This is a genomic window from Tabrizicola sp. (assembly GCF_016792905.1).
Taxonomy (GTDB): Bacteria; Pseudomonadota; Alphaproteobacteria; order Rhodobacterales; family Rhodobacteraceae; genus Tabrizicola.
The window spans coordinates 1-12,001 of sequence record NZ_JAEULP010000036.1; the positions used below are offsets into that span (position 1 = coordinate 1).

Genomic DNA, 12,001 nt, shown 5'->3' on the forward strand with positions numbered 1-12,001 from the left:
CCACATCGCCAAACTCATGAACGACCGCCCCCGCAAAACCCTCGGATGGAAAACCCCCACCCAAGCCCTCGCCGAAGAAATCGCTCTCGCCGCCAAAAGTGTTGCAGTTGGAACTTGAGTTAACCAAGTCTGAACGTCCGCGAACAACCTATTGAAAAAACTATCAGAATCGAAAATGTCCACCGTGGACACATCTCACCCGTTTACATCCACCACCACCCGACCCTGCACCTCTCCCTTCAGGATCGCCGCCCCGAGAGCTGGCAGGTCGGCAAGCACCGCCGGCCGCACCATCGCCTCCAGCTTCCCCATCGGCAGGTCGGTGATGATCCGCCCCCAGGCCCGCACCCGCCGTTCATAGGGAACCGTCACGGAATCGATCCCCAGCAAGTTCACCCCCCGCAACAGAAACGGTATCACGCTGGCGGGCAGCGCAGCCCCCCCCGCCAGCCCCACCGCCGCGACCGAGCCGCCGTATTTCATCTGCCCCAGCACGCGCGCCAGCATCGCGCCGCCCACGGCATCGACGCAAGCAGCCCAGGTCTCGCTCTCCAAGGGCCGCTTCACCGTTTCGGCCAGCTCCGCGCGCGGCACGATACGCGACGCGCCGAGGCCCTTCAGATACCCCTCCGTCTCCGGCCGCCCCGTCACCGCCGCCACCTGATAGCCAAGCTTCGCCAGGATCGCGACCGCCACCGACCCCACGCCCCCCGCAGCCCCCGTCACCAGCACCTCGCCCTTCGCCGGGGTCAGCCCATGCTCCTCCAGCGCCATCACCGCCAGCATCGCCGTGAACCCCGCCGTCCCCACGGCCATCGCCTGCCTTGTCGTCAGGCCCGAGGGCAGCGGCACCAGCCAGTCCGCCCGGACCCGCGCCTTCTGGGCATAGCCGCCCCAGTGGACCTCCCCCACCCGCCAGCCGGTCAGCACCACCTTGTCACCTGGCTTGTAGCGGGCATCGTCCGAAGCCTCGACCGTCCCGGCAAAGTCGATCCCCGCCACATGCGGCCAGGCCCTGACGATCCCCCCGCCGGTCGAAGACAGCGCCAGCCCGTCCTTGTAGTTCAGCGTGGAGTACTCGACCGCCACGGTCACATCCCCCGGCGGAAGCGCGCTGTCCTCAAGTTCCCGCAGCCGGGCCACGGCTGCGTCGCTTTCCTTCTCCAGAACCAGCGCGCGGAACATGTCGGACCTCCCTGTCGAACCACCCCCACTGCGCCTCGCCTCCCACGGATTGTCAACCCGAGGCCACTGCCGCACTCTGCCGACAAACGGGAGACCACAATGACCCAGGAACGGATCGGCTTCGCAGGCTTGGGCCTGATGGGCCACGGCATGGCAAAGAACATCGTGACGAAGGGCTACCCCCTGACCGTCACCGCCCACCGCAACCGCGAAGCCGTGGATGACCTGGTCGGCAGGGGCGCGATCGAGGCCTCACTGGAAGACCTCGCTGCAAGCTCCACCATCATCTTCCTCACCCTCCCCGGCTCGCCGCAGGTCTCCGAAGCCGTTGCCCGCATGGCCCCGCACCTCAAACCCGGCACGGTGATCGTCGACTGCTCCACCTCTGACCCCACCGTCACCACCCGCCTCGCCGCCGACCTTGCGACCCGAAAAGTCCACTTCGCCGACGCCCCACTCTCCCGCACCCCGAAAGAGGCCTGGGAGGGTACGCTCGACTGCATGGTCGGGGCCGACGACGCCATCTTCGCCCGCATCCAGCCCGTCATCGCAACCTGGGCCGCGAAGATCGTCCATATCGGCCGGGTCGGCGACGGCCACCGGATGAAGCTGCTGAACAACTTCCTCTCGCTCGGTTACGCCGCAATCTATGCCGAGGCGCTGGCCTTGGCGAACAAGGTCGGCATCTCCACCGCCACCTTCGATTCCGTGATCCGTGGCGGCCGGATGGACTGCGGCTTCTACCAGACCTTCATGGGCTATGCCCTCGAAGGCAACCGCGAGGCTCACCGCTTCACCCTTTCGAACGCCTACAAAGACCTGCGCTATCTGGAGTCGATGGCCAACGCCGCCACCGTCACCACCACGATGGCGAGTGCGGCAAAGAACAGCTTCGCCGGGGCCGTGGCGCAGGGAGGAGCGGGGCCGGAGGACTATGTGCCCCACTTGACGGATATTGTCGCAAGGGCGAATGGGGTGACGCGCTAGAGTTTCGTGGAGATACCTGCATCCTTAAGGATGCCATTCGCCGTATGTCGGCTGAGAATCTTGTGAGGAACCGTCACTGTCGGCCTACCGTCGTCGTGGCACCATTTCTGATGCTTTGATCCGCCGTCGTGGTAATAACCCGCTTCTCGTAACAGGCGCACGACCTCGTCGTAGTAACCCTTGACCACGTCAGGCTGCCGCAGCGCCGCCGGTCTGCGGTGCGCGGAACCTGATCCAGGGGATCAGCTCGGACAGCGACCGCTGCGCAAGGTCGCGCTTGGTGATATGGTTTTCCACGATCAACTGCGGACCAAGCTCGGCGGCGGCTGCTTCAAATTCCTCTAGCGTCGCGGCCTCAACGTGCAGGCCAATGATGTCGCTCTCCGAAACCCAGACTCCGGCCTCGGCGTCCCAGACGGCCCTGACATAGAACTCAAGGGGTTTCATCAGTTAGGCTCCCAGACCGCTGCCCGCAGTTTCCTGCAGGACTTGGGCCAAGATATGGCCCCGTTTGTCCGGGATGCAACAGGAAGGTTAGCAATGCGTTGCCGACCCGCCCCTCACCCGCACTTCGAATGTCCGCAGGACCCGCAGGTCAGGCACCCCTCCACCATCCGCAAATCATAGCTCCCGCAGGACGGGCAGGCCTTCCCCCTCGGGGCCTCGCCCACCCGCAGCACCTCGGCCTTGGGGTCGGACTTCAGCCCCAGCCCCTCGCCCTCGATGAAGCCGATGTCGATCAGGTGGCGCTCGATCACCCCGCCGATGGCCGCGAGGATCGAGGGGATGTAGCGCCCCTCCATCCAGGCCCCGCCGCGGGGGTCGAAGACGGCTTTCAGCTCCTCGACCACAAAGGAGATATCCCCGCCGCGCCGGAACACCGCCGAGATCATCCGGGTCAGCGCCACGGTCCAGGCGAAATGCTCCATGTTCTTGGAGTTGATGAACACCTCGAACGGCCGCCGGTGCCCCGCCGTCACGATGTCGTTGATCGTGATGTAAAGCGCGTGTTCCGAGCCCGGCCATTTCACCTTGTAGGTCTGCCCCTCCAGGGCGGCAGGCCGGTCCAGAGGCTCCGAGAGATAGACCACTTCGCCCCCCGTCACCGGCTGGGCCGCGGCGGGGGTATCGGCCTTCTCGCTGACGGTCAGCACCGAGCCCGTCACCTCGTTCGGGCGATAGGTGGTGCAGCCCTTGCAGCCCTGATCCCAGGCGGCCATGTAGACCTCCTTGAAGGCGTCAAAGCTGATGTCGGGCGGGCAGTTGATGGTCTTCGAGATCGACGAATCCACCCATTTCTGCGCTGCCGCCTGCATCCGGACGTGATCCAAGGGCGGCAGGGTCTGGGCGTTCACGAAATGCTCCGGCAGCGGCGCGTCGCCGAACTTCTGCCGCCACAACCGCACCGCGTAGTCGACCACTTCCTCCTCGGTCCGCGAGCCGTCCTTCTGCAGGACCTTCCGGGTGTAGGCATAGGCGAAGACCGGCTCGATCCCGGAAGACACGTTCCCCGCATATAGCGAGATCGTCCCAGTCGGGGCAACCGAGGTCAGGAGCGCGTTGCGGATGCCGTGCTTGCGGATCGCCTCGCGCACATCCTTGTCCATCTGCACCATGTTGCCCGAGGCGAGATACCCTTTCGCCTCGAACAACGGAAACGCCCCTTTCTCCTTCGCCAGATCGACCGAGGCCAGATAGGCCGCCCGCGCGATGGCGTGCATCCAGATTTCCGTGACTTTCGCCGCTTCCTCCGACCCGTAGCGCAGGCCGACCATCAGCAGCGCATCCGCCAGCCCCGTGACCCCCAGCCCGATCCGCCGCTTCGCCTGCGCCTCGGCCGCCTGCTCCGGCAGCGGAAAGCGCGAGGCATCGACCACATTGTCCATCATCCGCACCGCGACCCGCACCAGATGGTCCAGCGCCGCCATATCCATCGAGGAATGTGCCTCGAAGGCATCCCTAACCAGCCGGGCCAGGTTGATCGACCCCAGCAGGCAGGCGCCATAGGGCGGCAGGGGCTGCTCGCCGCAGGGGTTGGTCGCGGCGATGGTCTCAGCATAGCCAAGGTTGTTCATCGCGTTGATGCGGTCGATGAAGATCACCCCGGGTTCGGCATAGTCGAAGGTCGACCGCATGATCCGGTTCCACAGGTCGCGCGCCTCGACCGTCTTGTAGACGCGGCCACCGAACACCAGCTCCCACGGCCCATCCGCCTTGACCGCCGCCATGAAGGCATCCGTCACCAGCACCGACAGGTTGAACATGCGCAGGCGCGCCGGGTCCTTCTTGGCCTCGATGAAAGCCTCGATGTCGGGGTGGTCGCAGCGCATCGTCGCCATCATCGCGCCGCGCCGTGATCCCGCCGACATGATCGTCCGGCACATCGCATCCCAGACATCCATGAACGACAAGGGCCCGCTCGCATCCGCCGCCACCCCCTTCACCTCGGCCCCGCGCGGGCGGATGGTCGAGAAGTCATAGCCGATCCCACCGCCCTGCTGCATCGTCAGCGCGGCTTCCTTCAGGCTGTCGAAGATGCCGACCATCGTGTCAGGGATCGTGCCCATGACGAAGCAGTTGAAGAGCGTTACCTGCCGCCCCGTCCCCGCCCCAGCCGTGATCCGCCCGGCGGGAAGGAACCTGAACCCCTCAAGCGCCGCGTAGAACTCCGCCTCCCACTTCGCCGTGTCCTTCTCCACCTCGGCCAAGGCCCGCGCGATCCGCCGCCAGCTGTCCTCGACCGAACCGTCGATGGGTGTCCCGTCCGCTTCCTTGAAGCGGTACTTCATGTCCCAGATCTGCTCGGCGATAGGGGTGTCGAAACGCGACATCGGGGCGAATCTCTCTGTCTCTTGTGGATAACCGTGGCGAAGGGCCCAAGATACGCCCCTGCCCCCCTCGGGTCAACTTGAAGCCCCCGTCGCAAGCCCTATGATCGGCCCATGATCAACATCCTGAAACTCTGCGTCGGGGCCGACTCGGTCGAGGATCTCACGGACTGGCAGACCAGCCAGCGCCCGCACTGGCCCGAGGGCCGGGCGATCCACGTCACCCGCATGTGGCCGAAGCGCGCGGCCGAGGTGCTGGACGGCGGCTCGCTCTACTGGGTGATCAAGGGCGTCGTCCTCTGCCGCCAGCGCATCCTGGACCTGCAGGAGGTGAACCTCGGCGACGGCATCCCGCGCTGCGCCCTGGTGCTGGACCAGGAAGTCATCCGCACCGAAGCTGCCCCCCGACGCCCCTTCCAGGGCTGGCGCTACCTGGACCCGAAGGACTCGCCCCGCGACCTGGCGAAAGTCCGCACCAAGGACGACATCCTGCCGCCTGCGCTGGCCCAGGCGCTCGCCGAACTCGGGCTGCACTAGCTGCCGACAAGACCACTGGCCCTTGCCCGCAAAACCGGCGACAACCGCGCCCATGTCCCGCCCGCTTCTCCTCGCCGCTCCGGTTATCTTCCTGCTCCTCTGGTCGGCCGGGTTCGCCATCGCCAAGATCGGCCTCCTGCACGCCGGACCCTTCACGCTCCTCGCGCTCCGCTACCTGATCGCCGTCCTCGTCCTCCTGCCGCTGATCCCGCTGCTGAAGCCGACCTTCCCGAACAGTCGCGCCGCCTGGCACATCGCCGTCACCGGCTTCTTCATCCAGGTCGCCTATTTCGGCCTCTGCTACATCGCCTTCAAGTCCGGCGTCTCGGCGGGGGGCGTCGCCATCATCGTCTGCCTGCAACCGATCCTCGTCAGCCTGATCGCCCCTTCACTGGTCGGCGAAAGCGTCGGCCGCCTCCGCTGGATCGGCCTCGCCCTCGGCCTGACCGGCGCCCTCACCGTGATCCTCGCCCGCTCCGGCATCGCGCATGAGCCGCCGCTCGGCCTTCTCGCCGCCGTGGGTGGCCTGATCGGCATGACCGCCGCCACGCTCTACGAAAAGCGCCATGGCACCGCGACCCATCCGATCCCCGCGAACCTGATCCAGTATGCCGTCGGTGCCGCCTTCACCCTGCCCCTCGCGCTTGCAACTGAGGGGATGCAGGCCGACTGGACGCCGGAACTGTTCGGCGTCCTCGCCTATCTGGTGATCGGCAACTCGCTGGTGGCGATCACGCTCCTGCTGGCCATGATCCGCGCCGGAGAGGTCGCCCGCGTCTCGGCGCTATTCTACCTCGTCCCGCCGCTTTCGGCGCTCTTCGCCTGGCCGCTCTTGGGCGAGGCGATGCCGCCCCTCGCCTGGGCCGGGATGGCGCTGGCCGGGATCGGCGTCACGCTGGCGCGAAAGTAGGGTGGGTGCCAACCCACCGCCCTTTCAAAACGGCGCCCCGGCAACCCCCAGCTTCGCAGCAAGCCCGGCATAGACCAGCCGGTCTTCCGCCGACCACTCCGCCACCCGGCTGGCCCACAGCACCGCCTCGCTCTGATGGATCAGCCCGTCCGACAGGATGCGCAGGTGGTTCGCCCGCAAAGTTTCCCCCGACGAGGTGATGTCGGCGATCGCCTCGGCAGTCCCGTTCAGCACCGTGCCCTCGGTCGCGCCCTGGCTGTCGACCAGCTGATAATCCGCCACGCCCTGCGCCTGCAGGAAGTCGCGCACCAGCCGGTGATACTTGGTGGCAATCCTCAAGCGGTGGCCATGCGCCTTGCGGAACGCCGCCGCCGCCGCGTCGAGGTCATCGACCGTCTCGACGTCGATCCAGACATTCGGCACCGCGATCACCAGATCGGCCTGGCCGAAGCCCAATCGCGCCACTTCGGCCACTTCGTCCTCGCCCAACTGCTCGCGGACAAGGTCCGAGCCCGTGACCCCCAGATGAATGCGCCCCGCCGCCAGCTCGCGCGGAATCTCCCCCGCCGAAAGAAGCACCGGCACCGCGCCCGCGACCCCTTCGATCACCCCGGAATATTCCCGGTCGGACCCCGCCCGCCGCATGACGACCCCGCGCGAACCGAACCAGTCGAAGCAATCCTGCATCAGCCGCCCCTTGGAGGGCACTCCCACCCGGATCATGCCACCGCCCCCTTCAGCCGCGCGACAAGTCCCGGCCGGATCACGCCGCCAACCGCCGGAATGAAGGCCCCCGCGCCAAGCACCGCCGTCAAGGCGTCATACCTGCCGCCACTGGCAACGGGGGGCATCCCGTCCTTCAGGAAGCTGAAGACGAAGCCATCATAATATTCGAGCGCGGTCCTGCCATGACTCGCCTCGAAAGCCAGAGTTGAGACATCGACCCCCTTCGCCGCAAGCGCCTCCAGCCGGGCCGCGAAACGGTCCACCGCCGGAGCAATCGCAGGAAGCATCGGGGCGATCCCGCGCAGGTGACTCAGCGCATGGGCCGCCGGGGCCTCCAGGCTGAGGAGGTCATAGAGGAGCGCCGCTTCGGTCGCCTTGATCGGCGGCGTCCCGGCATCGGCCACCAACGCCTCGGCCCGCGCCGCAATCTCTTCGGGCCCGCGCAATCCGACGAAGCTGCCCGCCTCCTCGATCAGCTGTGCAGGCGAGCCCGCCTTCAGCCGTTCCAGCAGCGCGAGCCGCCCCGCCGGGACCGGCGCCCGACCGGCGAACCGGTCCAGGAGCGCCTTGAACCGCACTGGCCGCCAGACATGCCGCAACAGCGCCGCCTTCCGCCGCTCGGTCGTCTCCAGCCCCCGGACCGCGGCCATCAGGATGCCGATGTCGCCGGTGACGGGCCGCAGGTCCAGCCCGCTCAGGAGGTCGCGGAACAGCGCGAAGACCTCGGCATCTGCCGCCTCGGGAGAGGTGCGGTCGAAGACCTCATAGCCCACCTGCAGATATTCGCTGGCCCGCCCCGACCCCCGCGCCTGCTTGCGGAACACCTCGCCCAGATAGGCATAGCGCGCAGGCTCCGCCCCATGCGCCATATGCGCCTGCACCACCGGCACGGTGAAATCCGGCCGCAGCATCATCTCGCCCCTTACGGGATCGTCCGTCACATAGGCCCGTGCGCGAATGTCCTCGCCGTAAAGGTCCAGGAGCGTCCCAGCCGGTTGCAGGATGTCGGCCTCGACCGGCACCGCCCCCGCTGCAACGAAGCCCGCCATCAGGCGCTCGCCCTCGGCCCGGATCGCGGCCTTGGGGGTCATTGGCCAAGCATCTTTCTGACAGCAGCCACAAGCTCGGCCCTGGGCACCTCGACCTGCGCGGGCCGGTCCTTCCATTCCTCCAGCGTCGCGCTTTCCGCGATCTTCGCGCCAAGGATCAGGTCCTTCAGGATCACGCTGCCATTGTCAGCCTCGTTGCCACCCTGGATCACCGCCACCGGCGACTGCCGCTTGTCAGCGTATTTGAGCTGGTTGCCGAAGTTCTTCGGATTGCCCAGATAGACCTCCGCCCGGATGCCCGCCGACCGCAGCTCTCCGACCATCGCCATGTAATCCGTCATCCGGTCGCGATCCATCACCGTCACGACGACCGGCCCCGCCGTATCTCCAGTGCTGCGCCCCTTGGCGCGGAGGGCCGCCAACAGCCGGTCGACCCCGATCGAGATGCCGGTCGCGGGCACGTCCTGCCCGGTGAACCGCTTCACCAGCCCGTCATACCGCCCGCCCCCGGCGACCGAGCCGAACTGCCGCTTGCGGCCCTTCTCGTCAAGGATCTCGAAAGTCAGCTCCGCCTCATAGACCGGCCCGGTATAGTAGCCCAGCCCCCGCACCACGCCGGGGTCCAGTACGATCCGGTCCGGGCCGTAGCCTTGGGCTTCCAGAAGCGCTGCTATCCCTTCCAGCTCGGCCACCCCTTCAGCCCCGACAGCCGAGGCTCCCACCAGTTCGCGAAGCCGGGCCACCGTCTCGGCCCCGGTATCGCGCTTGGCCGTGGTGAACCCCATCACCACCTCGGCCTGCTCTGCCGACAGCCCGGCCCCCTTGGTGAAGTCGCCGCTTTCATCCTTCCGGCCCTCGCCCAGGAGCGCCCGCACTCCCTCCGGCCCCAGGCGGTCGATCTTGTCGATGGCCCGCAAGACGATGCCGCGTTCGGCTTCCCTATCGTCTCCGGCCAGCCCCGCGACTTCCATCACGCCGTTCAGGACCTTCCGGTTGTTCACCTTCACCAGGTAGTCACCCCTCGGGATGCCGACCTCTTCCAGGCAGTCGGCCAGCATGGCGCAGATTTCTGCGTCGGCGGCGACGGACCCCGACCCCACCGTATCGGCGTCGCACTGGTAGAACTGGCGGAAGCGGCCGGGGCCGGGTTTCTCGTTCCGCCAGACCGGCCCCATCGCGTACCTGCGGTAGGGGCTGGGGAGGTCGTTGCGGTACTGGGCGGCGACGCGGGCGAGGGGGGCGGTGAGGTCGTATCTCAGGGCCAGCCAATCGGCATCCTCGTCCTGCCAGGCGAAGACGCCCTCGTTGGGGCGGTCGACGTCGGGGAGGAACTTGCCGAGGGCCTCGACCGTCTCGACCGCCGAGGTCTCCAGCGGGTCGAACCCGTAGCGGTGGTAGACCCCGGCGATGCGGTCGAGCATGGCTTTCCGTTCGGTGACCTCGGCCCCGAAATAGTCCCGGAATCCCTTCGGGGTCTCGGCGCGGGGGCGGCGGGGGGGCTTGTCGGCCATGGGGAGGACCTTCGCTTTTGATCGCCGCCCGTGTATCGGAAGGGGGGAGAGGCGGCAAGCGGGGGCGGGGATGGGTACGGTCGATCTGGAAGAGAAGGTGGCCCACCTGATCCGGGCGGTGGAGGACCTGTCGGACGTAGTGGCCCGGCAGGCAACCGAGATCGCGGGGCTGGAGCGGCGGGTTCGGCTTCTGATGGAGCGGGCGGCGGAGGAGGAGGCCCTGCGGGGGGAGACCCCGGAAGCGAACGTCCGCCCGCCTCACTGGTGAGGGGTGTCCACGGTGGACAGATTTTTCGAAGCAATGAAATCAATGACTTGGTCGCGGACATTTACCAGATCTTAGGAAATGGCCGCAGCGTCCGCGATGGATCGACGGCACCTTTCGCTGGGCTTGGGTGCAGAAGTCGGCCGCTTTGACCGCCGAGTTCACACAATGAAAAGCACCGTCGGGTTTCCTGTGGCGAACCCGGAGGTCCCATGTGCCGCTCTTGCTTTGAAAGCTTCATCCGCAACGGAGGAACCAAGACGTTTGTCTTGACCCTTGGCAATCGAGCAACTCTAGAATTCAAGGAGGACGCTTCTGCACAGGCCGACGCGGTTCGCGACTGGGTCGATGAGAACTGGAACCAGTCCTTCGGCGCGACCTCGCAAGCTATCCTGAAGACCAAGCCATTCGAATTTTCTGCTGCCGGTCTTTCGGACCTTGACCAAGAGACACTTCGCGCCGAGGCAGTTGCCGAAGTTGCGGACGCGATGACGCGCGAAGGCTTCACGCTGGAGGATGCGGAAGGCCGGCAGCGGGCGCTTGCGGTGCTGTTCGGTTTCCTCAACCGGGTCCAGCAGGAGGCGATGGGGATCGACTTCTATGTCTGGACCACGCAGAACGACAAGCGGGTCCGGGAGGGACATGCGGAGCGGGACGATAAGGTTTTCCGTTGGGACGATCCGCCCGAGGGCGGACATCCTTCGGAGGATTTCGGGTGCAGGTGCTATGCGCGAGCCTTGGGGATCGAGGGATATTGGGAACGTGTAAAGCCGTCAGTTGACGCCTTTGCTTTTGAAGCCCCCGGGCTGGAGGATAGCATCGACTACATGTATCTCGATTCCGAAGACAATGTGACCGTGGGCATAGGAACGGTGCTGGCGTCGGCGGACGCCGCGGCGGCATTGGGGTTTCGGAACCGGGAAACAGACAACCCCGCAACGGACGAGGAAATACGGGCTGAGTTTGGGCTGATCGACACAATGGCTGGTTCAGAGAAGATCGCAGCAGGATACTATCGCGAGTTTACAAGCCTTTATCTTCCTCAAGCAGAGATAGATCGACTCGTAGTCGATCATATGCGGGGAGATTTTGACGCCCTGTTAAGGGTTTTCCCCTATTTCGGGAACTACCCGGAGTCGGTGCAGATAGCGCTTTGGGACATGAGCTACAACCTGGGTATGGGTGGTTTGCGCGGCAAGTTTCCGAAGTTCTGTCAGGCAATCCAAGATGAAGACTGGGAAAAGGCGGCGGCGGAATCGCACAGGGAGCGCATTGCGGATGAAAGGAATGAGTTTGTTTTCGGTCTGCTCATGGATGCGGTGGAGCTATAGAGTTTCGCTACCTATCCTGATCTCTCTCGGTTCGACTTTGCCCGCCGTTGCAGAGGAGGCAGTCATCCATGTGGGTCCCAATTTCTTGGACCTCGTTTATCTCCCCATGCTTGAGCACAAGACTGTCGGAGAAATCCGACACCGCGAAAACCTGGGCGTCGAGGCCTATGTTCGGGGGATCGGCAGCTGCGAGGAGCTATTGGCCATCCCGAAAGGCGCCGAACCAGCATATGACAACAGCCAGCGCATCTATTCGGTCATCACACGAATCAAGGTCGAATGCTGGGCGTTGGGACAAGTGGATGCGGGCGCGATGGTTGCGGTGTTGGAAGATGCAGACAAGTTGGATGAAGGGGTAGTCTGGAGGATAAGGGAATTCTTTGAAACCTTGCCCGGGCAGCTTGCCTTCCCGGGCGATGTCCTGACCCGGCAGAATGGTTCTACAGTCGGGTGCAACCATCGAGACCTCTGCGCACTCTCAGCGCCTGATGAAAGCGAATGGGGGGATTATAGCATGCACTTTCACTTGTTTTTGGTTGATGGAGACAGAAAGTACATTGCCGTCATGGATAGCTATGAGGGGCGGCCCGGCTTTGTGTTCGGCGTTGTCTGGAGCGACAGCAAAGGCCGGGTGCTGGATATTTTCCCCCGATTGAATTGACTGGCCAGATC

The 12,001-nt window shown here is 65.5% G+C and carries 13 protein-coding genes; 6 read left to right on the plus strand and 7 right to left on the minus strand.

Annotated features, from left to right (window positions below; translation table 11 throughout):
- Positions 1 to 195: 195 nt before the first annotated feature.
- Complete coding sequence (locus tag JNL31_RS07610; protein WP_294971845.1) at positions 196 to 1,185, minus strand: MDR family oxidoreductase; 990 nt, start codon at positions 1,183 to 1,185, stop codon at positions 196 to 198.
- A 66-nt stretch (positions 1,186 to 1,251) separates the two neighbouring features.
- Between JNL31_RS07610 and JNL31_RS07615 the strand changes: the two genes are divergently transcribed.
- Positions 1,252 to 2,172, plus strand: a complete 921-nt coding sequence (locus tag JNL31_RS07615; RefSeq protein WP_366928933.1) for an NAD(P)-dependent oxidoreductase — start codon at positions 1,252 to 1,254, stop codon at positions 2,170 to 2,172.
- Here the strand turns inward: JNL31_RS07615 and JNL31_RS19140 are convergent.
- The 3 genes from JNL31_RS19140 to JNL31_RS07625 all read right to left on the minus strand — a co-directional run bounded on the left by JNL31_RS19140 (position 2,169) and on the right by JNL31_RS07625 (position 5,003).
- Positions 2,169 to 2,360 (minus strand): type II toxin-antitoxin system HicA family toxin, encoded by a 192-nt coding sequence (locus JNL31_RS19140; RefSeq protein ID WP_366928929.1) that lies wholly within the window; start codon positions 2,358 to 2,360, stop codon positions 2,169 to 2,171. The two genes, JNL31_RS07615 and JNL31_RS19140, sit on opposite strands and share 4 nt — an antisense overlap.
- A gap of 1 nt (position 2,361) precedes the next feature.
- Positions 2,362 to 2,619 carry a DUF1902 domain-containing protein gene (locus tag JNL31_RS07620; protein ID WP_294971852.1) on the minus strand — a complete coding sequence of 86 codons (258 nt, stop codon included), beginning with the start codon at positions 2,617 to 2,619 and terminating at the stop codon, positions 2,362 to 2,364.
- Positions 2,620 to 2,732: 113 nt separating this feature from the next.
- Positions 2,733 to 5,003, minus strand: a complete 2,271-nt coding sequence (locus JNL31_RS07625) for an adenosylcobalamin-dependent ribonucleoside-diphosphate reductase (protein WP_294971855.1) — start codon at positions 5,001 to 5,003, stop codon at positions 2,733 to 2,735.
- A 111-nt stretch (positions 5,004 to 5,114) separates the two neighbouring features.
- On the opposite strand from JNL31_RS07625, the gene JNL31_RS07630 reads away from it, so the two are divergent.
- Positions 5,115 to 5,537, plus strand: coding sequence for a DUF1489 domain-containing protein (locus JNL31_RS07630; RefSeq protein ID WP_294971858.1), 423 nt, complete (start codon positions 5,115 to 5,117; stop codon positions 5,535 to 5,537).
- 52 nt (positions 5,538 to 5,589) lie between these two features.
- Positions 5,590 to 6,447 carry a DMT family transporter gene (locus JNL31_RS07635; RefSeq protein WP_294971860.1) on the plus strand — a complete coding sequence of 286 codons (858 nt, stop codon included), beginning with the start codon at positions 5,590 to 5,592 and terminating at the stop codon, positions 6,445 to 6,447.
- A gap of 24 nt (positions 6,448 to 6,471) precedes the next feature.
- On the opposite strand, the gene hisG is transcribed toward JNL31_RS07635, so the two are convergent.
- The 3 genes from hisG to hisS are packed head-to-tail and all read right to left on the minus strand — an operon-like array spanning position 6,472 to position 9,733.
- On the minus strand, positions 6,472 to 7,170 hold the full coding sequence (hisG, locus tag JNL31_RS07640) for an ATP phosphoribosyltransferase (RefSeq protein ID WP_294971863.1): 699 nt from the start codon (positions 7,168 to 7,170) through the stop codon (positions 6,472 to 6,474).
- The gene (locus tag JNL31_RS07645) at positions 7,167 to 8,264 is read right to left on the minus strand and encodes an ATP phosphoribosyltransferase regulatory subunit (protein WP_294971866.1); all 1,098 of its coding nucleotides are present in this window, start codon (positions 8,262 to 8,264) and stop codon (positions 7,167 to 7,169) included. Before JNL31_RS07645 ends, hisG begins: the two co-directional genes overlap by 4 nt.
- On the minus strand, positions 8,261 to 9,733 hold the full coding sequence (gene hisS / locus JNL31_RS07650; RefSeq protein WP_294971869.1) for a histidine--tRNA ligase: 1,473 nt from the start codon (positions 9,731 to 9,733) through the stop codon (positions 8,261 to 8,263). The genes JNL31_RS07645 and hisS overlap by 4 nt, the downstream gene beginning before the upstream one ends.
- A 70-nt stretch (positions 9,734 to 9,803) precedes the next feature.
- Here hisS and JNL31_RS07655 point away from each other — a divergent pair, with 70 nt between their 5' ends.
- The 3 genes from JNL31_RS07655 to JNL31_RS07665 all read left to right on the plus strand — a co-directional run bounded on the left by JNL31_RS07655 (position 9,804) and on the right by JNL31_RS07665 (position 11,990).
- Positions 9,804 to 10,001, plus strand: a complete 198-nt coding sequence (locus tag JNL31_RS07655) for a SlyX family protein (protein ID WP_294971871.1) — start codon at positions 9,804 to 9,806, stop codon at positions 9,999 to 10,001.
- Between the two features lie 209 nt (positions 10,002 to 10,210).
- A complete protein-coding gene (locus JNL31_RS07660) occupies positions 10,211 to 11,329 on the plus strand; it encodes a phage minor head protein (RefSeq protein ID WP_294971873.1) in 1,119 nt (372 codons plus the stop codon).
- A gap of 106 nt (positions 11,330 to 11,435) precedes the next feature.
- Entirely contained in the window at positions 11,436 to 11,990 is a 555-nt protein-coding gene (locus JNL31_RS07665; RefSeq protein ID WP_294971876.1) for a hypothetical protein, read from the plus strand.
- Positions 11,991 to 12,001 lie beyond the last annotated feature (11 nt).